This window comes from Variovorax defluvii, from assembly GCF_039541515.1.
Taxonomy (GTDB): Bacteria; Pseudomonadota; Gammaproteobacteria; order Burkholderiales; family Burkholderiaceae_C; genus Variovorax; species Variovorax defluvii.
In genome coordinates this window covers 1-20,372 of sequence record NZ_BAABGJ010000081.1, presented here as the reverse complement: position 1 = coordinate 20,372, position 20,372 = coordinate 1, and the positions used below count along the sequence as shown (strand labels likewise).

The following is a 20,372-nucleotide window of genomic DNA, read 5'->3' as shown; positions in this document are numbered from 1 at the left end:
GTTGTCAGCTCGTGATCGGCGAGTATCAACATTTGATGATTCGGCCGATATTTGACGCCCTTCACAGGCTCGGCGAACCTTCAGTCCGCGCGGCAGATGGTGCAGTGAGCACCAGCCCGTCGTCCACTCGATGCTCTGCGTCCGGCCCACAGTCAACCTCCTCTAGACGAGACAATCACCATGCCCAATTCGACCCTGAACCTCCGAATGACCCGGCGACAAGCCATCGGGGCAACGCTAGCGACTGGGGCCACGCTCCTGCACGGCTCGCCTGCACTGGCACAGGCCGATTGGCCCACAAAGCCGGTGACGCTGGTCGTCGGGTACCCGCCGGGCGGCCAAACCGACTTCATTGCCCGTGCGCTGACCGCCGGCTTGCAGAGCAGCCTCGGTCAACCGGTGATCGTCGACAACAAGGCCGGAGCCAACGGCGCCATTGGCTCCGAATACGTGCTGCAAGCGCCCGCCGACGGTTACCGGCTTTTGGCGGGCAACGTGGCGATCACCATCGCACCTCACGTCTACACCAAGGCCAAGATGCCGGACCCGCTGAAGTTCACGCCGATCGGCACGATGCTGACCTCGGGTCTGGTGCTGCTGGTGCCGGCTACATCGCCGGTGAAGGATTTCAAGCAGTTCGTCCAGATGGTGAAGGAGACCAAGGGTGGCATCGACTACGCGACTTCGGGCGCTGGCGGCATCACCCACGTGACCACCGAGATCCTGCGCGAGCGACTCGGCAAGCCGAGCATGAACCATGTGGCCTATAAGGGTTCCGGCCCGGCCGCAATGGACCTCATTGCCGGGCGGGTCGCCGCCATGTTCGATGCGGTGTCGGTCGTGTCGCCGTTCATCAAATCCGGGCAGCTGCGGGCGATCATGACGACAAGCAAGACTCGAGTACCGGCTCTTCCCGATGTCCCGACCGCCGCCGAATGCGGCCTGAAGGATTTCGAAATCTATGCGTTCATCGGCCTCTATGGCCCGCCCAATCTGCCGCCTGCCATCATCAAGCGAGCAAATGCCGCATTGAACACGGCGCTGGTAGATCCTGCAACCCGCAAAGCCATCCTGGAGCGTGGCGACGAACCTGGCGGTGGTACGCCCGAGGCGCTTGCGAACATGACCCGCGATTACCACGCCATGTTCGGCAAGATCGTGAAGGAAAACAACATCCAGGCGGATTGAGGCGGTTATCGGCAGCAGAGGAACGCCGTATGAAGGTTGAACCGAGACGGGCGAGGAAAGCGGTGGATGCCACTCCGGCGGCACCTTGGGCCACCGTGGCCCTGCCGGCGCCTCAGCGCGATGATCCGGAAGCGGATGCGCGGCCGCGCGTGCAGACCGCCGCACGCTGCGTGGCCATCCTCGTTGCCGTGACACGCAGCGACAATGGTCTGCACGCCAAGGAGATCGCGGAGCAGTTGGGCCTCCCACGCCAGGTCACCTACCACCTGCTGCACACGCTTTCGGAAACCGGCATCCTGCGCAAGGATGCGCAGGGCCGCTTCGTGGCCGGCATGACCATGGCGACGCTGGTGGAGGGCTTCAAGCGTCAGCTGGACGCGCCAGGCCGGTTCGCGCCCGTGGTGCGGCAGGTCGCAAATGACACCGGTGAGACCGCTTATGCCGTCGGCTGGCTAGACGGGGAGATCGTGGTGCTCAGTTCGGCGCGCGGCAATGCCGCGGTGCATGCAGCCGAGGTTCCCCATGGCTTCAGCGGTCATGCACATGCGCGCGCCGCCGGCAAGCTGTTGCTGGCACTGGCACCGCCGCTGCAGAGTGCCGAGTACCTGCGTGGGCACCGTTTCACGCGCTTGACGCCGCACACCATCGCGAGCGCGGCGCAGTTGCGCGTCGAACTGGAGCGCATCCGCATCGACGGCTACGCCGTGGACCGGGAGGAGTTTGCGCTGGGGTTGCGCTGTGTGGCGGTGCCCATGGCCGCGAGCCCCCTTTATGCGATCGGCCTGTCAGCGCCCGCCGACCGGTTCGAGGAGCGCTTCGAACACTACCTGCAAGTGCTGCGCCGCCATGCAGGGCAAGACGTCGAGTCGCCAGCATCCGACGCCGAGTCAACCACTTGACCCCGGAAGGGTCTGGCAGCGCCGCAGGGCGCCGCAGCGGCCCCGGAGTCTCTCCAACCGAGCATTCCCATGTCACAAGCATCTGATCAACAACCTAACGCCACGTTGCAGTCTCTCGCGGGATTGCGTGCCGTGCTCACTGGAGGTGCGACGGGCATCGGCCGCGCAACCGCCCTGGCGCTGGCCGACGCTGGTGCCGAAGTCGCGATCCTCGACATCGACGTGCAGAGCGCGGAATTAACCTGCCGTCAGATTGCGGACAAGGGTGGCACGGCCTTCACCATTGCCGCTTCGGTGTCCGACTCGGCTTCGGTCGACGCCGCATTCAGCACGCTGGACGCACGCTGGGGGCGCCTCGACCTGCTGGTCAACAACGCGGGCGTCAGCGGCAACCGGGCAGCACTGGAAATCGACGACACGGAGTGGCAGCGTGTGATGGGCATCAACCTCAACGGTGTGTTCTTCTGCGCGCGAGCCGCGGGTAGGCGCATGGTGGCGCGTGGCCAGGGCGCCATCGTCAACGTCGGATCGATCTACTCGCTGGTGGCGGCGCCCGAGCGCCTGAGCTATTGCGTGAGCAAGGCGGCGGTGGCCATGCTCACCAAGACGCTGGCCATCGAGTGGGCGTCGAAGGGCGTGCGCGTCAATTGCGTGGCACCGGGCTACGTGCAGACCCCGCTATTGGAAGCGCTGGATTCGGAGGGGCGCATCGATTTGGCCGCGCTCAGGCAGCGCACGCCGCAGCAACGGCTGGGCACACCCGAAGACATCGCCCAGTCAGTCGTGTACCTGTGCGAGCCCCGCGGCGCGCACATCACCGGGCAGGTGCTGGCAGTCGACGGCGGCTGGTCGGCCTATGGGTACATCTGATCGCGCCCACGAGCACCAGGAACTGCCATGAAGATCACACAACTGCGCATTGCCGAAGTGAAGGTTCCACTGCCGCAGCCGCTGCGGCTGGGCGATGTCGAGATCAAGTCCCGAGATTACGTGGCGGTGCGCATCGAAACCGATGCCGGCGTGCATGGTGATGCCTTGGGCTATCCGCGAGGTACGCCGCTGGTCGACACCTTGGCCAGGGTGTCGCAAGGATTGGTCGGGACCGATCCCCTGCTGCGGCGTGCGGGGTTGCATGGCTTCAGGCTGGCGAATGCCACGTCCATGCCGGTGTACGCGCGTGCGCTGAGCCTGCTGGACGTTGCATTGTGGGACCTCGCTGCCCGGCATGCCCGCATGCCCTTGTACAAGATGCTTGGCGGCCTGCGAACGCGAGCGCCGGTCACTGCGGTTGCCGGCTACTACATGAACACGCGGAGCGTCGAGGACATTGCCCAGGAGGTGGCGATGCGGCTCGACCAAGGCTATCCGCGTGTCAAGGTGATGCTCAAGGGAGACGATCCCGACTATGACGTGCGCTACGTCGAAGCCGTCACCCGTGTGGCGCAAGGGCGGGTGGCTGCTGACGCCCACTGGACCTGGCGCTCGCTGACCGAAGCCATGCGCTTCTGCCGCGCCGTCGACGGCGCGGGCCTGGCATTCCTGGAGGACCCGTTCGGGCCTCAGGACGGCGACCTGACAGTCGCGCTGCAACAGAAGCTCTCCACGCCGGTCGCAGCCGGCGAAGACGTCATTGACCTGCGCTCGATGCGCCGACTGGCGGACGGCATCTCGGTGCTGCGAGTCGACGCGACCACCTGCGGCGGCGTGACCGGTGCGCTGGCCGCTTTGCAGCTGGCCGAGATGGGCGGCAGCACGGTGTTCCCCCACGTCTTTGCACCGTTGCACCTGCACCTGGCCTGCGCGTTTCCGCAGGTCGAAGGCGTCGAATTCATTCCGCCTGAGTCTGGCGCCGACCCGCTGGATGTGCTGTTGCGACGGCCGCTCGTCGTCACTGACGGCTGGATGGCTGCCGACGACGAGCCCGGTGCTGGTCTCGAGCTCGATTGGGCGCGCGTTGAGGCGCGCACTGAAAGGGCAGTGGTGGTGAACGCCACCGGCCATTGACGGAACAACCTATTCATCACTGACTGCAATGACACAACTCGCCATCGAACCCATCCATAACCGTGACGTCGGCAGTAATGCCGATGCCCGATTCCGCGCCGACATGCTGGCGCGCATCGCCTTCGTCCGGGCCTTCGAGGCAAAAGCACTGGACCTGAGCAAGACCACGCCACCGGCGATCGTTGGCTCGATGCACCTGTGCGCTGGCCAAGAGTCGGTGCCCTTGGCGGCACTTGCGGCGCTGGGACCGCAGGACAAGGTCATCTCCACCTACCGAGGCCACGGCTGGGCGCTGGCAGCCGGGCTCGACCCCACCTCCGTGATGGCAGAACTGTGCCATCGCGCAGGCGGCGTGAACGGCGGTCGCGGTGGTTCGGCCTACTTCATGGCGCCGGATCAGCGCTTCATCGGCGAGAACTCCATCGTCGGCGCGGGTGTGCCCATTGCCTGTGGCGTGGCGATGGCCGAAGTCGCTGCCGGCAGCGGTAACGTGGTGATCGTCTCGATCGGGGATGGCGCGATGAACCAAGGCGCGGTGCACGAGGCACTGGTCTTCGCGGCCTACAAGAAGCTCCCGGTGCTGCTGGTCTGCGAGAACAACGGCTGGGCCGAACTGACGCCCACGCGAGTCACCACGCCCGTCGAGCGTCTCGCGCGGCGCTCGATCACCTATGGCATCGATGGCGTAACCATCGATGGCACCGATGTTGTACTGGTGCGCGACACGATTGCGGCGGCAGCCGAGCGCGCACGTGCGGGCCACGGGCCCAGTCTCATCGAATGCAAGGTGCCGCGCCTTTGGGGGCACTACAACCGCGACGTCGAGCACTATCGTTCGCGTGAGGACCGAGCCAGCGCCGCTGGCAGGGATCCGCTCAAAGTCCTCGGCGACCAACTCGTTTCGCAAGGGGTCATCTCTGCTTCGCAGGTTGAAACGATCATCGCTGAACAACAGGCGAGAGTGGAGGCTTTGACGAAGACGGTTCTGGCCATGCCTCTGACGGATACTGAGACGGCGGGCGCGAATGTCACGGGCACAGCTGCATTCAAGCCCGCATCGTCTGGTGCGACGGTGCCTGAAGAACTCGCATATATCGGCGCCGTGGGCGCCGCATTGCGCGATGAACTGAAAACCGATCAGCGCACAGTTGTGTACGGCGAAGACGTCGGAAATGCCGGAGGGATCTTCGGCGGCTCGAAAGGACTGCAGAAGGATTTCGGTGTGGAACGTGTCTTCGACACTCCCATCTCTGAGAGCGCGATCCTCGGTTCAGCAGTCGGCGCAGCGATGAATGGCCTGAAGCCCATCGTGGAAATCATGTGGGCGGACTTCATGCTGGTCGCACTCGATCAGCTGGTCAATCAAGCCGCCAACGTACGCTACATCACTGGCGGCAAGACGAACGTCCCCATGGTGATGCGCACGCAGCAGGGTGTAACGCCCGGGTCTTGCGCACAGCATTCTCAATGCCTGGAGGCGCTGCTTGCCCACATCCCCGGTTTAAAGGTTGGCCTGCCGTCAACGCCGCAGGATGCGTACGACATGCTCCGCGAAGCAGCGGCAGACCCTGATCCGTGCGTTCTCTTCGAGGCCCGGGGCCTCTATCCCATGAAGGGTGATGTGCGCCGGCTCGGCGAGGTCAAACCGGTCGGCGAGGCACGGCTCCACCGCGAAGGCAAGGACGTTGCGATCATCACCTGGGGCGCCATGCTCCACCAGGCGCTGGCTGCAGCGTCCACGCTATCCGACGAGGGGGTAAGCGTTTCCGTTCTGGACTTGCGCTGGCTGGCTCCGCTCGACGAAGAGGCGATCGTCGATGTTGTGCGGAAGGCAGCGGGACGAGTTCTGATCGTTCACGAGGCGGTTCGGTCCGGCGGATTCGGCGCCGAGATCGTCACCCGCCTTGGCGAGTTGCTGGGCGCCAATCAGCCGCTGCACGTCAAGCGTCTTACAACGCCCGACGTGCGCATGCCGGCAGCTCCGCATCTGCAGGCAGTGTTGACGCCGAACGCAGACGGGATCGCGCTCGCCTGTCGTGAACTGGTTTCCCGCAACATCTTCTAGTCGGGCATCTGAATGAACCGGATTTCGGTAGACCTGCCGTCGATGGCCGAGGGGGAACAGTTGGAGGTGATCGAGGTTCTCGTCGAGGAGGGGGAAGAGATTTCGTCCGGCCAGTCACTGGTGACGGTGGAATCATCTTCCAGGGCCACGGAAGTTCCATCACCGTGCCCCGGCGTGATCGCAAGCATCAACGTTCTTGTCGGTGACCACATTTCCGCCGGGTCGCAGCTGGTCGCCATTGACACTGAAGGGGCGACGATGGAAGCCCGCTTGCCGCAGTCGCAGGAGGCGCTCATTGCGGTTCCCGATATCGGGGATTTCGAAGACGTGACCGTGATCGAGGTCATGGTCAAGCCGGGAGACGTTGTCGTCGCGGAACAGAGCCTGATCACCGTGGAGTCAGACAAGGCATCCATGGAGATACCGGCGCCTCGCGCAGGAGCGGTGAGGGACGTCCTGGTCAAAGTTGGGGACAAGGTGTCGAGAGGCTCGACCTTTCTGGTCATGAGCAAAGAGGTGAGGGAGAGCTCTGCGAGCGTCGAGACCGCGCCTGAATCAGCGCAAAGCGTGAACATGCCGCCCGTCATGTCTGCGCCAGATCTCCTGCCTGCCTCGACGGCCTTTGCATCACCTTCGGTTCGCAAGAGCGCGAGAGAGCTCGGCGTTCCGATCGGCGAGATCGAGGGAAGCGGATTCAAAGGGCGCGTCACGCATGAAGACGTCCAGCAGTTCGGCAGTTCCGGGAATGGCGGATCGAGGGACGCTTCCGCACTGGACCTGATACCATGGCCGAAGGTCGACTTCACGAAGTTCGGTGAGATCGAGCGCAAGGACCTCTCGCGCATCAATAAGATCAGCGGCGCCAACCTGCACCGCAATTGGGTGATGATCCCGCACGTCACCAACCATGACGACTGCGACATCACCGAGCTCGAGGTCTTCCGCGTTGCGATCAATAAGGAGAACGAAAAGGCCGGCGTGAAGCTGACCATGCTCGCCTTCATGGTCAAGGCGTCGGTGGCGGCGCTGCGCAAGTTCCCCGAGTTCAACAGCTCGCTCGACGGCGACCAGCTCGTGCTCAAAAAGTACTTCCACATTGGCTTCGCGGCGGACACGCCTGGCGGTCTCGTGGTGCCGGTCATCAAAGACGCCGACAAGAAGGGTGTGATCCAGATCAGCCAGGAGATGGCGGAGCTTGCCAGGAAGGCGAGGGACGGCAAGCTTAGCCCGGCCGACATGTCGGGCGCCTGCTTCACGATCAGCTCGCTGGGCGGCATCGGCGGGCGCTACTTTACGCCGATCATCAACGCACCCGAAGTCGCGATCATGGGTGTGTGCAAGAGCCAGCTCGAGCCCAAATGGGACGGCAAGGCGTTTGTCCCCAGGCTCATTCTCCCGCTGTCGCTGTCGTGGGATCACCGCGTCATCGACGGTGCGTCCGCGGCTCGCTTCAACGCGTTCTTCGGCCAGGTGCTGGCTGATTTCCGCCGAGTGCTACTTTGATCGGCGCCATATGAGTCAGCAACGAATCAAGGTACCCGACATCGGTGACTTCGACGCGGTAACGGTAACCGAGGTCCTGGTCAAGGTGGGCGACACGATCAAGGTCGAGCAGTCGCTGATCACCGTCGAATCGGACAAGGCCTCCATGGAGATTCCTTCGTCGGCGGCTGGGGTGGTCACGGCACTGGCGGTCAAGGTGGGCGACAGGATCAGCGAAGGGTCGGTGGTGCTGACGCTCGAGGTTGACGATGCAGCCGCCGCAGCGTTGGGGCATGCGATGGCACCGGCCGCGAACTCGGCAGCCCCCGGCACTGCGAAGGCACCTTGGGCATCTGTCGCACCTGCGGTGCATGCGTCGAGCTACGGCGGCGCAGTCGACGCCGAGTGCGACGTCGTCGTGCTCGGTGCCGGACCCGGCGGCTATTCGGCCGCGTTCCGCGCGGCCGACCTCGGCCTCAAGGTAATTCTGATCGAGCGCTACGCCGCGCTCGGAGGTGTCTGCCTCAACGTTGGCTGCATCCCGTCAAAGGCGCTGCTGCACGTCGCGTCGGTGATGGACGATGTCAAGCATTTCGAGTCGCTCGGCGTGAGCTTCGCCGCGCCCACGGTTGATCGCGCCAAGCTGCTCGCGCACAAGAACAAGGTGGTCGGCAAGCTCACCGGCGGCCTCACCGCGATGGCGAAGATGCGCCGCGTGACGGTGGTACGCGGCTTCGGCAGCTTCATCGACAGCCATGTCATAGAGGTCGACGAGACCTCGGGCACGCGCTGGGACACTACCGGCAAGAAGCAGAAATTCAAGTTCCGCTACTGCGTCATCGCCGCGGGCTCGCAGTCGGTCAGTCTGCCGTTCGTGCCAAAGGGCGACCCGCGCATTGTGGACTCCACCAGCGCGCTCGAGTTGGGGACGGATCCCAAGCGCATGCTGATTCTCGGCGGCGGCATCATCGGCCTCGAGATGGCCACGGTCTATTCGACGCTCGGCGCGCGGCTCGACGTGGTCGAGATGCTCGAGGGCCTCATGCCGGGCGCGGACCGCGACCTCGTCAAGGTCTGGGAGAAGATGAACGCCGCGCGCTTCGACAACATCATGCTGAAGACCAGGACGGTCGGCGCCGAAGCCACCAAGGAAGGCATCAAGGTCATGTTCGAGGGCGAGAATGCGCCCCAGGAATCGCAGGTGTACGACCTGGTGCTGCAGGCCGTCGGCCGCAGCCCGAACGGCAAGAAGATCGGCGCCGAAAGGGCTGGCGTTCACGTGACCGATCGTGGCTTCATCGGCGTCGACACCCAGATGCGGACGAACGTGCCGCACATCTTCGCGATCGGCGACGTCGTCGGCCAGCCGATGCTAGCTCACAAGGCGGTGCACGAGGCGCACGTGGCGGCCGAGGTTATTGCCGGCGACATACACGGCAACAAGGAACTTTCGAGCGCCGCCTTCGACCCGCGCGTGATCCCCAACGTAGCGTATACCGACCCAGAAGTGGCGTGGGTTGGCCTCACGGAGGCCCGGGCCAAGGTTGAAGGCATCAATATCAAGAAGGGCCACTTTCCTTGGAGCGCGTCGGGACGGGCTATCGCCAACGGTCGAGACGAGGGCTTCACCAAGCTGATCTTCGACGCGGAGACGCACCGCATCCTCGGTGGGGGCATTGTCGGCACGCACGCCGGCGACATGCTGGGCGAGATCGTGCTCGCAATCGAGATGGGCGCTGACGAGATCGACATCAGCAAGAGCATCCATCCGCACCCGACGCTGGGCGAGAGCATTGGCATGGCGGCGGAGGTTGCGCAAGGCACCTGCACCGACCTGCCGCCGTCGAAGAAGTAGTCGCGGAATCACCGCCGGAACACGTGCGGCGTGCACTTGGGGCACTCACGCCGCCTCAGGCCCGGCATGAACCATGCACCCGGAACCTGCAGCACTACGCCCGATCGCGACGGACCTCGCGGCCGTCGGGGAGGCCGCTAGGTTCACGCATGCAACTGCAAGGTCTGCCCACGTATTGGTGCGTCGCAGCATTGGAGATGCGTGATGGAGATCCAAGAGGCTGACAGGCGCAGGTAGTTCAACCTGCTCGATGAAAGCGGAGAAGTCCATCCTGCTATGGAGTACGTCGCGGGCACACTCGATGACAGTTCTCGCGCCGCCTTGATTCCTTCGCGGCAGTTGCTGGGATTCGGCCAAGTCGGCGTGCGCGCGCCAGGCTCGCTTGCATCCTGAACACACGGACGGAGCCGGTTTCACCTACGCCGCGGTCGCCTTCCATGTGAAGACACTGTGTCGCGGCTCACTGTGCCCCCTGAACGAATGGAAGACGGGGCTTGCAGCTGCCCCTCGGCGGGCAACGGCTGCTTTGGGTCGGCAGTGTCAGTTCGTCCCAGACCGGCCCAGTCATTCCAGGTCGGACCGCCCGCCGCAACCCAGCGAGTGCCCGGTCTCGGATGCGCAGGAGTCATACGAGCCGCTGCCCGTCGAATGTCGGGTATCGAACGCAGCGGGACTTGGACCGTCTTTCACGAGTGACTCTGCCCAGCCGAAGCAGTCCTACAACCTGCGCGCTCGCGGGGCAGCTCCTGGCCGAGACTGCCAGTTCGCAGTTGGTCCACAAAGCGGAAATTTTGTTGGATTGCATCATTGCAGGGCGCTATCGGTCGAGACGGGCGCCTTGATTTCGGAACGTACAGCCGCGCATCCCAGATGGCCCTCAACTTGATGGGAGTCCATCATGGCATCCAATCTCAAATCCCCTGCTCGCGAGCCGTGGAACAAGGGCAAGATCGTCGGTCAGAAGGTTCCGTTCAGGACCAAGGACATCTGGGTATTGCGAGCGCGCCTTCAGACGGAAAGCCGAGTAAGCGAGCTTGCTTTGTTCAATCTGGGAATCGACAGCAAGTTGCGCGGCTGCGACCTCGTCAGCCTCAAGGTTCGGGAGGTCTGCCACGGTGACCTAGTGGCAACGCGCGCAGTCGTGATGCAGCACAAGACGCAGCGCCCTGTGCAGTTCGAGATCACGCCGGTGACACGCGAAGCTGTGCAGAAGTGGATCAAGCAAACTGGGCTGAAGTCTGAAGATTTCTTGTTCCCAAGCCGTGTCCACGCGTCTCCACATCTGGGGACGCGACAATACGCTCGAATTCTCGAAGGCTGGGTCAAGGAACTTGGTCTTGATCCTACAGCGTACGGTACGCATTCGATGCGGCGAACCAAGGCCACGTTGATCTACCGCCGGACCAAGAACTCGCGGGCCGTGCAGTTGCTGCTTGGCCATTCCAAGCTGGAGTCAACGGTACGTTACCTTGGCATCGAAGTCGACGATGCATTGGAGATCGCTGAACAAACCGAGATCTGATTCGCACGTCGTTTCATCGGGCACGCCGTCGACCGCAGAACTCGGTGAAGCGGTCGATCGATATGCCCGAATTGGCAGATCCCGCCGCGGGTACCGCCGACCGGCAGCTTCCTTGACACGACGCGGAACTGCGGTGCCGGCCATGTCCGGTCAGCCGGGCGGCCGCCCGCAATGACTGGTCTCACTTTGCGGATTCAACCGGTCGATGCAACGATTTGGCTGAACATCTCAGCCGGTGTGTGGAAGTCGAGGGTCTTCCTTGGTCGCTCGTTCAATTGTCTTGCAACGGCATTCAGCTTGGCTTGTGAATGGTTCGAGAGCTCGATCCCTTTAGGGAAGTACTGCCTGAGCAAGCCATTCGTGTTCTCGTTGGTTCCGCGCTGCCAAGGATTGTGCGGATCGCAGAAGTAGACTTAGATGTCGGTCGCCAGGGTGAATCGCTTGTGAGCCGCCATCTCCTTGCCTCGATCCCAGGTCAGCGATTTATACAACTCCTGCGGCAACTTGCGAGCGTTCTTGATCAGCGCACTGACGACGGTTTCGGTGTCCGTGCCCCCAAGTTTCACCAACATCACGTAGCGTGTTTGACGCTCGACCAGGGTGGCAATCTGGCTGCTCGTGCCCCCGAACAGCAGGTCGCCTTCCCAATGACCAGGCGCCGCCCGATCTTCCACCGTGGCCGGGCGCTCGCTAATGGACACCGTTTCGAGAATTCTTCCGTGTTTGTCGGTCTTCTGCGTGTGATGGCGCGAGCGGCGCATGACACGCGTGCGCCGCAGGTGCTGCAGCAGCTCCTTCTTCAATGCGCCTCGAGCTTGGATGAAGAGGCTGCGATAGATGGTCTCGTGTGACACCTGGAAATCCTCGTCGCCAGGATAACTATGCCTGAGCCACCCCGCGATCTGCTCGGGCGCCCACAGCGATTGGAGCTTGGCAGCCACCATGCGCGCCAGGGCTCTGTTCCTTGCCAGTTTGCATCTCTTGGGACGGCGGCCGCGGTCCCACGCCGCCTGGTCGGCCTGAGCAGCCCGGTAGCCCTCGCGACCACCGTTGCGCTTGATCTCCCGGCTAACAGTCGATGGCGCTCGCCCGAGGATGCTGGCGATCGCTCGAATCGAGAAGCCGGCCACTACAGCACGTGAGATCTCCTCGCGCTCGGACAAAGTCAGCGCCAAGCAGGACCGGCACCGTTTTGGCGGCGGTATGCCGCCTGTTCGGGACCGAATCCCTCCGACCGACGAATGCGATCGATCGAACAACTGGGCTATCTGTTGAAGGCTGTCGCCTGCTTTCCAGCGCTCCCACATAAGGGCCTTCTGGGCGTCCGTGTCGTAGGTCCGCGTTCGATACTTCATCTGCAAAACTCCTTCTGCTTAAGCAGTTTCTAGTGTGTTGCATCGACCGGTTGAATCCGCACTTGCATTGCGGTCGCGCGGCACATCCATATCAATGGGCCGCGCGTCCGTCCTGCCCTCAGTTCATTTCAGCAATCGCCTCTTTTACCCCCTCCTCGCGCAGGGGTGTGCTTGCGCCATCCAGGTGAAGTGCTGCTTCCGCCGGAACAGGCGTTGCGCAATCCTTGTAGATAACGCCGTCCTTCATCACGAGCCGGACCTTGGTGGGGTCGGTCAGCAGTGCAAGGTTCTGCAGCGGGTCGCCGTCGACCAGCACGATGTCGGCAAGGTAGCCGGCCTTCAACTGCCCCAGCTCGTCGGGTCGCAGCATGATCTGGCCGCCCAGCTTCGTCGCGGCGAGCAGCGCCTCCTTCGGTGTCATGCCGATGTAGTCGACGAAATACTGCAGGTCGTTGGCGTTGGTGCCATGGGGCATCCAGGCAAATCCGTAGTCCCCGCCGGGCAGGATACGGATGCCGCGTTGGTGCATCTTGCGCAGCGACTGGGATGCAATCTCCAGTTCACGCTTGTAGCCCATCTGCGTGGCGATCGCCTCGGTGATGCCGAACTCGGCGGCGTTGTAGGTCGTGCGGATCAGCCAGCCAATGCCCGGCGCGACAAAGTGCTTGTCCTTGGCCGCCTCCAGCATGTCGAGCGCTTCCTCGTCCGCGAAGCTGGCGTGATAGACCATCTCGATGCCATGCCGCACGCACTGCTTGACTGACTCGCTCGACCGCGCGTGCGCCGCCATGCGCTTGCCGTATCGCTTGGCCTCCTGCGCAAGCATCGCCACCTCGTCTTCTGCGAATGGCGACATCTCTGCGGGCAGGCCGGCGATGTACTCGCCCGACAGGTTGATCTTCAGGTGATCGACGCCGTACTTGATGAAGGTGCGCGCCGACTTGCGGATGTCTTCGGGGCCGCTGCATACGCTGCCGAAGCTCAATTCCTCGAACTTCATGTGCGGCAGCGTGTTGTCGCCGAGCGCGCCGATGGTGGTGATCTCCTGGCTGCCCGCGAGGTAGCGGGGGCCTGGGAATTCACCGGCATCGATCGCATTGCGCAGCACCACGTCGAGCCGCGGCTTGGCCGCCGCCGCGCCAATCGCGGACGTCCAGCCCATGTCGAGGTAGCGCTTGGCCACGCGCACGCACCACAGCATGTGCTCCTCGGGCGGCATGAACTGGATGGCAGCGAGCGAGGGCTGGTCGTTCCACGAAAAGTGCGTGTGCGCCTCGGTCATGCCGGGCATGAGGAAGCGGCCGCGGCCTTCGATGACGCGGGCGTCGTCGGTGCTCACGCGCTTGGGCAGGCGCGTGACTTCGACGATGCGCTTGCCTTCGACGAGGACGTCGCCGAGGTAGGTGTCTTCGCCGGTGCCGTCGAAGATGCGGACGTTGGTGAATGCGATGCGGGTCATGCTTGTCTCCTCTGGCGGAACGCCGGCAATGGGTTTACGAAATCAGCGCGAGCGAAGCGTGGAACTGTTCGAGTTCCTGCATGCAGCGTTGTGGCTTTTCAAAAGTCGTCCAATGGCCGCAGCCATCGAGGACGACTTGGCGGGAACCGGCGATGCGCGCGGCCATCGCGGCAACGTTGGCGGGCGGGGCGACGCCATCCTGGTCGCCGGTGACGAGCAGCGTCGGCACGTCGATCTGTTCGATCGCAGCCGACTGGGCGGTGGCCAGCGCCTCGCAGCTTTGCGCATAGCCCTCGGGCGACTGGCGCATCACGCTCTCGCGCACCAAGGCAAGCACCGCGGGCTGCTGCTCCTTGGTCTCCTTGCTGGTCGCACCCTTGACGATGGCGTCGGCGATCTCCTGCATGGCAACCGGACCGCTGCGCGCCAGGGTGGCCCGCGCCGTGATGTTCGGTCGTGCCGCTTCCGGCGGTGCGACCAGTGGGCCGAACAGTGCCAGCGACTTGACCTTGTCAGGATGGCGCACGGCGAAGTGCTGCGCGACGATGGTGCCGAGGGAGTGGGCCATGACATGCACCGACTCGACGCCCAGGCCGGCCAGCAACTGGTCGAGCGCGGCGACGTAGCGCTCGATGGAGAGCGGATGCTGCAGCAGCGAAGAACGCGCGCTGCCCGGCAGGTCCGGCCGGATGACCTTGAAGCCCGACAGCGCCGCCAGCACCGGCGTCCAGTTGTTCGACGAACCGCCGAGCCCGTGGATGCACAGCAGTGCGTCGCCTTCGCCGTCGATCTCGACGGCCAGTCCGTTGATGATTTGCGTGGTCATCGGTGCGCTCAGATGAACTTGTTCTCGATGGCGCCGAGACCGTCGATCTCGACCCGCACCACGTCGCCCGCCTTCAGGTACTGCGGCGGCGACATGCCCATGCCCACGCCGGCCGGCGTGCCGGTGGCGATCATGTCGCCCGGATACAGCGTGATGCCGCGCGAGATGGTCTCGATCAGCGTCGGGATGTCGAAGATCATGTTCTCGGTCGGGCCGTCCTGGCGCAGCTCGCCATTGACCCAGCAGCGCACGCGCGTCTTCGTGCCATCGAACTCGTCGGCCGTCACGACCCACGGGCCCATCGGGCAGAAGGTGTCGAAGGACTTGCCCATGTCCCATTGGCTGTGGCGCACCTGCACGTCGCGCGCCGTCACGTCGTTGACGACCGTGTAGCCGAAGACATGGTCCATCGCGTCGGCACGCGTGATGTTCTTGCCGCCTTTGCCGATGACGACGGCGAGCTCGGCTTCGTAGTCGATCTGCTGAGAGATGTCGCTCGGCACCAGCACTTCGTCATGCGGGCCGACCACGCATTCGGGCACCTTGGTGAAGACGATCGGCCATTCGTCGGTCTTGGCGCCGCTGTCCTTGAACACCGAGGACGACAGCTCCTTGGCATGCGCGTGGTAGTTGCGGCCGACGCACCAGACGTTGCGGCGCGGCTTGGGCAACGGCGCGTCAAGCGCGACGTCCGAGACCTTGACGACGGCGCCGTTGGTTGCCGGCAGCTTGCCGCCTTCGGCCAGCGTTTCGATCAAGGTCAAGGCGCCTTTGTCGGCCTGCTCGGGCGTGAGGATGAAGGGTGTGATCGTGAGACCGTCGGCAGACACGAGGCCTGTTTGGCGGCGGCCGTCGACCAGGTAGGTAGCGATGCGCATGCTTGTTGACTCCTGTGGTTCTCTCCGAAATTCGCCGGCTTGAAGGGCTCGGCGGCATGGGATGAACTTTAGGAATTGCAGCCGTTTGGCGCTTATCGACGCGTCCAGCGGCGTATCAGGGAGTCTTGCCGTGTACTTAGGACTTACCCGAATTGGCGCCTCGGGACCCCGCTGGCAAAGGAACAATCGCATCCTGACCGGACTTCTGGAGTATTCACATGCAGGAGGCTTATGCGCTCCATGAAGGAGCGTTCGGTACGGCCATCGTCCTGGAAGCGCGCGCCAATCTGGTATCGCATGCGCATTCCGAAACGCAGTTGGCGCTTTGGCTTGGTGGCGCGCGCGCCACTGCCCGTGTCGGCTCGAGCGTCGTCCCCTACGGAGAAAACGTGGCCCTCGGCGTCAATGCGTACGAAGCGCACGACATGGTCAAACTGGACGACAGCGGCCCATGCCTGTTCATCGTCTTCATGATCAAGAAGGAGTGGCTGGATGAACTCGGCGTCGCCAAGGAACGCAGCTTCAGGTTTCCGTCGCCGCACGTTCCCATCAGCCCTGCGATGCGCCGTTCGTGCTGGCGCGTGCTGGACCTGATTATCTCGGCCGGACCGGAGCGCAGCGAAATCGACGACGAGGTCGAACGGCTGCTCGAGGCGGCCATTGCCGCGTCGACGGCCGGTGGCGAGGCGGCACCCGGCGTAAGCGTTGGCGTCACGCTGGACCATCGGCTGCGCAGTGCGATCGCCCACATGCGGCAGAACGTGTCCGACAAGACCTCGATCGACGAGATCGCCGCCAAGGTCGGCCTCTCACGCGCACGCCTCTTCGCGCTGTTTCGCGACCAACTCAATACCACGCCCCAAGTCTTCTGGAGCGGCGTGCGCGTTGAGGAAGCAATGCGCCGCGTGAGCGAAGGCAGCGAACTCACTGATGTCGCGCTCGACCTCGGCTTCTCTGCGCCAGGCAACTTTTCGCGCTTCTTCAAGGAGCACACGGGCATCTCACCTTCGATCTTCAAGCGAGCCACTCGGGCGCCATCACCGGTCACGGTCACCGGAATTCCGCGCGAGCAAGGGTAGGAGCGGCGACGTTGGCGTGCGCGAAGGCACGTGCCCATGCCCCAAGTCCGGGCGCAAATCCTGATCGTCGGAGATCGGCGACCAAGACGGCGGCTTCCTGCCGTACACCTGTCATTGGGCAACCGAAGTTAATGGAGGGCAACGGGCCCGTACTCCCATTTTGATGGCGAACAGAGCTGACGTTCGACGCTTAGAGGGCAAGGTCGCTTAAGGGCGAGCGGGGAGCTATGACTGCAATGCTTTGGGACCGGCCGTCCATACCGAGGCGGCGTCAGCACTTGGATGACTGGAAACGGGCCGACAGCGAAAGTTCGCTGTCCAACAGGGATATGCGGAAAACGCTGCATTGCTGTCATCCGACGCCGCGGCTTGAAGGACAGCCATGGGCCCTGAGCGTTGGTTCGGAGAAGCCTGCTTGACTGACTGCTACTGCTGCTGCAAAACAGACTTAGGCTGGAACGCCCATTTTCCCCGGGCTCATCGACGCACATAGCTCTTGCTCCCACTGTCGCTCAAGCGACAGCGACCACCCCGCGGGCCAACACAAATCCTTCCCGATCGACAAGCGCAATCCTCGCTGCTCATCAATGGGCGTTGGGGGGAACGCACGGCGCGCGTCGCCGAGCCTTGCGGCCCCGTGCAGATCTTCTTTGAACCACTGATCGATCCATCGTTGCAGACCAAAAGCTCACCGGCGCAGTGGGAGACTCCGCCTTTGCGGCCGGAGCATGGATAGTTTGCTGCATGACCGGGTGCATTCACCGATGCCACGAGCATCAGTAGTGCAAGCGATACGGCGGAGCGAAGAGGCCCGCACCTCAATTCGCATGGCATTTGGATGGGGTGATCGGGTGATCGCATACGCGGAAATTTGCAACTGCACTCACCTCAAACCGTGCGCTTGCATTTCGGGTATAGCGTGCAGCCCCAGAACGGCTCTCCCGCAGGGGTACTGGCCGGCGTAGACGAGTGGATCAGAGAATGCGTTCGATAGGGCTTGCCCGCTTCCCATGGCGGCGGCGAGCCGATTGGCCCAGGCGTGCAAGGCGGCGTAGCTTGTGACGGACAGCGCAACGCAGCCACCAGGTCAGCATGGCGATCAGTTCGATCAACTCTTCCGCAGTGCTTGTCTTTCTTCGACAAGCCACCTCGGGTCTCCTCGGCCGGCACTCTGACGAGCCGAAGAGGCGTGCGCCCGATCCGTGCGCCGATGCGTGGTCGTCGTCGTGATGTATGGCACAGATGCGGGCGAAATGGCACGCGGCGCCCAGAGTGGGCCCAAGTCTTCCCGGAACTCAGCGACGGCGATCATGCAATGACGACGAAGCGCTGGTAGAGCAGTTGCAGCGCCGCCGGCAGAGGTCCACCTGCATCCGCCCCGACCGGAGACCAGTGAAGCGCCGTGTCTTCCAACGGCAGAACGGACCGGACCAGCGCCATCAGTGAATCTCCTACCCGAGCCCGCAGTTCAGTGCACCACGTCTCATCAATGCCATCGAAGCAGGACTGCAGCCGCTTCATGCGCGCCACAAAGACTTCGACGTCCAGCGTGGGAAATGCGCATTTCACCCGTCTGAAGTCGGTATTGAACTTCGCCGCCACACATGGCACATCGGTCATCGCAACCACCAGCCCCACATTGATGAACTCCGCCGTCCCGATGTCATGAACATAGCGAAGAACCGTGTGCGTGAACGGCCCTTGCGCGACCACCTCGCCGTGCGCACGAATGAGTTCGGAGTTTTTCATCGGAGGCCGATGCTCCGCGAATATCGCTCGGCCCGCTCTACGAAATTCGTAGCCAGCACGCCGATACGCACAAGGCCGGCATGCGGCCACCGAGGGTGCGCAGCGCGCTATCGTGGGGAATGGGCGTCGGCGGTGGAAGCGGCGGCACTCGCATTGCACGAGTCCCTCACCCCGCCCCACCTGGATTCGAAGTCGCGGCGCGCCCGCGCCGCGACCTTCATGCCATCGAAAGACCTTCGATCGGCGCTTCGCTCAGAACGTCAGTCGGCGTACACGCCCGCCGCCTTGATGATCGGACTCCACTTCGCAATCTCGGCCTGCACGAACTTCTTGTGCTCCGCAGGCTCGACACGGTTGTCGGTGGCGACCACGGCGCCCAGGCCTTCCTGCTTCTTGATGAAGTCCGGGTCCTTCAGCGCGACCTTGAGCGCGTCGTTGATCTTCTTGGTCACCGCGGTCGGCGTGCCCTTGGGCGCGTAGAGGCCGTGCCAGATGGTGACCTGGAAGTCCTTCAAACCCTGCTCCTGCAGCGTCGGCAGGTCCTTCAGCAGCGGGGTCGTCAGTCGCTTGGGCGTGGTCACGGCATAGGCCTTGACCTTCTTCGCCTCGATCTGCGGCGAGGTGTTGGTGGTCTGGTCGCACAGCAGGTCGATCTGGCCGCCGATCAGGTCGGTGATGGCCGGCGCCGTGCCCTTGTAGGGAACGGGGGTCATCTCGGTCTTGGTGGCGCTCTGGAACAGCAGGCCGCACAGGTGCGAGGCCGAGCCCACGCCCGCGTTGCCGAGGTTGATCTTGCCCTTGTTCTCGGCCATCCAGGCGGTGAGTTCCTTGTAGTTGTTGGCCTTCATCGCGGGCTTGGCGATGAGCGTCATCGGCACGTCGTTGATGATGCCCAGGTACTCGAAGTCGGTTTCGACCTTGAAGGGCACGTTGCGCACCAGCGTGGGCACGGTGGACATGGCGATGTGGTTCAGCAGCAGGGTGTAGCCGTCGGGCGCGGCACGGGCCACCTTCGCCGCGCCGATGGAGCTGCCGGCGCCGGGCACGTTGTCGATCACGATGCTGCCGCCGCCCATGGGCTTGCGCAGGGCTTCGGCCAGGTCGCGGGCCACGCGGTCGGTGGGGCCGCCGGCGGCGAAGGGAACCACGATGGTGATGGGCTTGCTGCCGGGGAAATCCTGGGAATACGCGCCCGTGACGGCAGTGGCGATGGCAGCGAAAGCCAACAGTCTCTTCATGTGGTCTCCTGGTAAAAGTGTCCGGTTCAACGGGCCGCGATCTTATCGCCGCAGGCGACCCGACCGGGTAGCGAATTGCCCTTACAAAAACAAGCAGTTCTCGTGGCGTGTGTACGGATCGGCAGCGCGCGCGCCAGTCACTGGCGCTCGCGCGTCGACGTCCAGTTGTAGACCGGTCCGGGGCCTCGCGTGACGGGTGGGCCCGAGTCGTCGGCCGCCACCGTGGCGGCGCGGGGCGCGCTGAACAGCGGCCCGGGGCCGGGCACCACCGGCGGCCCGCCGTCGCCGCCGGCCGATGCCGGGGTGCCGGGCGAGCTGTAGTTGTAGACGGGGCCTGGGCCGGGCGCGATCGGCGGTCCGCCATCGCGGGCCTGGCCACGGGGCGGGGCGATGACCGGCACGGGCGCGGTGACGGGCGCGGGCGCGCGGGCCGCCGGCGTGCCGGGGTCGTCGCGGGTCCAGCCCGGCGGGCGGATCCAGGGCATCGTCGTTGCCGTGGCGGGGGGCGCCGGCGGCGCATCGTCGTTCGTGGCCCAGTCCGGCAAGCGCGGCTGGCGCTCCGCCCGGGCCGTTTCGCTGCGCCTGCGCTCCTGGGGCGCAAGCGAGGCAGTGCGCGTCGTTGTCGCCGGCGCACCGGAAGGGGTGGCCGCGGCGGGTGCCGGCGCCGGAGCGGGTGCCGGGGCCGCCGCGGTGGGCGCCTTCGCGGGCGCGGGCGCGGCGGCGCGTGCCGGCGCAGGCGCCGGGGCGGGCGTCGACGGCGCCCGTGCCGGGCT

The 20,372-nt window shown here is 64.2% G+C and carries 14 protein-coding genes and 2 pseudogenes; 9 read left to right on the top strand and 7 right to left on the bottom strand.

Features of this window, described 5'->3' with window-relative positions:
* Positions 1 to 180 precede the first annotated feature (180 nt).
* The 8 genes from ABEA07_RS25585 to ABEA07_RS25550 all read left to right on the top strand — a co-directional run bounded on the left by ABEA07_RS25585 (position 181) and on the right by ABEA07_RS25550 (position 11,015).
* Complete coding sequence (locus tag ABEA07_RS25585) at positions 181 to 1,188, top strand: Bug family tripartite tricarboxylate transporter substrate binding protein (RefSeq protein WP_345541445.1); 1,008 nt, start codon at positions 181 to 183, stop codon at positions 1,186 to 1,188.
* A 29-nt stretch (positions 1,189 to 1,217) separates the two neighbouring features.
* Positions 1,218 to 2,087, top strand: coding sequence for an IclR family transcriptional regulator (locus ABEA07_RS25580; protein ID WP_345541443.1), 870 nt, complete (start codon positions 1,218 to 1,220; stop codon positions 2,085 to 2,087).
* Positions 2,088 to 2,156: 69 nt separating this feature from the next.
* The gene (locus tag ABEA07_RS25575) at positions 2,157 to 2,957 is read left to right on the top strand and encodes an SDR family NAD(P)-dependent oxidoreductase (protein WP_345541441.1); all 801 of its coding nucleotides are present in this window, start codon (positions 2,157 to 2,159) and stop codon (positions 2,955 to 2,957) included.
* A gap of 27 nt (positions 2,958 to 2,984) precedes the next feature.
* The gene (locus ABEA07_RS25570; protein WP_345541439.1) at positions 2,985 to 4,091 is read left to right on the top strand and encodes a mandelate racemase/muconate lactonizing enzyme family protein; all 1,107 of its coding nucleotides are present in this window, start codon (positions 2,985 to 2,987) and stop codon (positions 4,089 to 4,091) included.
* A 28-nt stretch (positions 4,092 to 4,119) separates the two neighbouring features.
* Positions 4,120 to 6,156 carry an alpha-ketoacid dehydrogenase subunit alpha/beta gene (locus tag ABEA07_RS25565; RefSeq protein WP_345541437.1) on the top strand — a complete coding sequence of 679 codons (2,037 nt, stop codon included), beginning with the start codon at positions 4,120 to 4,122 and terminating at the stop codon, positions 6,154 to 6,156.
* A gap of 12 nt (positions 6,157 to 6,168) precedes the next feature.
* On the top strand, positions 6,169 to 7,659 hold the full coding sequence (gene aceF / locus ABEA07_RS25560; RefSeq protein ID WP_345541436.1) for a dihydrolipoyllysine-residue acetyltransferase: 1,491 nt from the start codon (positions 6,169 to 6,171) through the stop codon (positions 7,657 to 7,659).
* A 10-nt stretch (positions 7,660 to 7,669) separates the two neighbouring features.
* Positions 7,670 to 9,493 (top strand): dihydrolipoyl dehydrogenase, encoded by a 1,824-nt coding sequence (lpdA, locus tag ABEA07_RS25555; RefSeq protein ID WP_345541435.1) that lies wholly within the window; start codon positions 7,670 to 7,672, stop codon positions 9,491 to 9,493.
* Between the two features lie 898 nt (positions 9,494 to 10,391).
* Positions 10,392 to 11,015 carry a tyrosine-type recombinase/integrase gene (locus tag ABEA07_RS25550; protein ID WP_345541433.1) on the top strand — a complete coding sequence of 208 codons (624 nt, stop codon included), beginning with the start codon at positions 10,392 to 10,394 and terminating at the stop codon, positions 11,013 to 11,015.
* 194 nt (positions 11,016 to 11,209) lie between these two features.
* Here ABEA07_RS25550 and ABEA07_RS25545 read toward each other — a convergent pair.
* From ABEA07_RS25545 to ABEA07_RS25530, 4 genes and pseudogenes are all read right to left on the bottom strand, one after another.
* Positions 11,210 to 12,370 (bottom strand): annotated as a pseudogene (locus ABEA07_RS25545) (IS30 family transposase).
* A gap of 118 nt (positions 12,371 to 12,488) precedes the next feature.
* The gene (locus ABEA07_RS25540) at positions 12,489 to 13,829 is read right to left on the bottom strand and encodes a metal-dependent hydrolase family protein (RefSeq protein ID WP_345541431.1); all 1,341 of its coding nucleotides are present in this window, start codon (positions 13,827 to 13,829) and stop codon (positions 12,489 to 12,491) included.
* Positions 13,830 to 13,863: 34 nt separating this feature from the next.
* The gene (locus ABEA07_RS25535) at positions 13,864 to 14,655 is read right to left on the bottom strand and encodes an alpha/beta fold hydrolase (RefSeq protein ID WP_345541429.1); all 792 of its coding nucleotides are present in this window, start codon (positions 14,653 to 14,655) and stop codon (positions 13,864 to 13,866) included.
* An 8-nt stretch (positions 14,656 to 14,663) separates the two neighbouring features.
* Positions 14,664 to 15,533 carry a fumarylacetoacetate hydrolase family protein gene (locus tag ABEA07_RS25530; RefSeq protein ID WP_345541428.1) on the bottom strand — a complete coding sequence of 290 codons (870 nt, stop codon included), beginning with the start codon at positions 15,531 to 15,533 and terminating at the stop codon, positions 14,664 to 14,666.
* A gap of 218 nt (positions 15,534 to 15,751) precedes the next feature.
* Here ABEA07_RS25530 and ABEA07_RS25525 point away from each other — a divergent pair, with 218 nt between their 5' ends.
* Positions 15,752 to 16,612: an AraC family transcriptional regulator gene (locus ABEA07_RS25525; protein WP_345541427.1), complete on the top strand. Its 861-nt coding sequence runs from the start codon at positions 15,752 to 15,754 to the stop codon at positions 16,610 to 16,612.
* A 1,308-nt stretch (positions 16,613 to 17,920) separates the two neighbouring features.
* Here ABEA07_RS25525 and ABEA07_RS25520 read toward each other — a convergent pair.
* The 3 genes and pseudogenes from ABEA07_RS25520 to ABEA07_RS25510 all read right to left on the bottom strand — a co-directional run.
* A complete protein-coding gene (locus ABEA07_RS25520) occupies positions 17,921 to 18,361 on the bottom strand; it encodes a DUF3037 domain-containing protein (protein WP_345541426.1) in 441 nt (146 codons plus the stop codon).
* A 260-nt stretch (positions 18,362 to 18,621) separates the two neighbouring features.
* The gene (locus ABEA07_RS25515; RefSeq protein ID WP_345541424.1) at positions 18,622 to 19,599 is read right to left on the bottom strand and encodes a tripartite tricarboxylate transporter substrate-binding protein; all 978 of its coding nucleotides are present in this window, start codon (positions 19,597 to 19,599) and stop codon (positions 18,622 to 18,624) included.
* Positions 19,600 to 19,736: 137 nt separating this feature from the next.
* Positions 19,737 to 20,372 (bottom strand): annotated as a pseudogene (locus tag ABEA07_RS25510) (hypothetical protein); the annotation flags it as partial.

Coding starts and splice junctions, on each gene's coding strand:
- ABEA07_RS25585 (WP_345541445.1), top strand. CDS start 181: ATGCCCAATTCGACCCTGAACCTCCGAATGACCCGGCGACAAGCCATC.
- ABEA07_RS25580 (WP_345541443.1), top strand. CDS start 1,218: ATGAAGGTTGAACCGAGACGGGCGAGGAAAGCGGTGGATGCCACTCCG.
- ABEA07_RS25575 (WP_345541441.1), top strand. CDS start 2,157: ATGTCACAAGCATCTGATCAACAACCTAACGCCACGTTGCAGTCTCTC.
- ABEA07_RS25570 (WP_345541439.1), top strand. CDS start 2,985: ATGAAGATCACACAACTGCGCATTGCCGAAGTGAAGGTTCCACTGCCG.
- ABEA07_RS25565 (WP_345541437.1), top strand. CDS start 4,120: ATGACACAACTCGCCATCGAACCCATCCATAACCGTGACGTCGGCAGT.
- aceF (WP_345541436.1), top strand. CDS start 6,169: ATGAACCGGATTTCGGTAGACCTGCCGTCGATGGCCGAGGGGGAACAG.
- lpdA (WP_345541435.1), top strand. CDS start 7,670: ATGAGTCAGCAACGAATCAAGGTACCCGACATCGGTGACTTCGACGCG.
- ABEA07_RS25550 (WP_345541433.1), top strand. CDS start 10,392: ATGGCATCCAATCTCAAATCCCCTGCTCGCGAGCCGTGGAACAAGGGC.
- ABEA07_RS25540 (WP_345541431.1), bottom strand. CDS start 13,829: ATGACCCGCATCGCATTCACCAACGTCCGCATCTTCGACGGCACCGGC.
- ABEA07_RS25535 (WP_345541429.1), bottom strand. CDS start 14,655: ATGACCACGCAAATCATCAACGGACTGGCCGTCGAGATCGACGGCGAA.
- ABEA07_RS25530 (WP_345541428.1), bottom strand. CDS start 15,533: ATGCGCATCGCTACCTACCTGGTCGACGGCCGCCGCCAAACAGGCCTC.
- ABEA07_RS25525 (WP_345541427.1), top strand. CDS start 15,752: ATGCAGGAGGCTTATGCGCTCCATGAAGGAGCGTTCGGTACGGCCATC.
- ABEA07_RS25520 (WP_345541426.1), bottom strand. CDS start 18,361: ATGAAAAACTCCGAACTCATTCGTGCGCACGGCGAGGTGGTCGCGCAA.
- ABEA07_RS25515 (WP_345541424.1), bottom strand. CDS start 19,599: ATGAAGAGACTGTTGGCTTTCGCTGCCATCGCCACTGCCGTCACGGGC.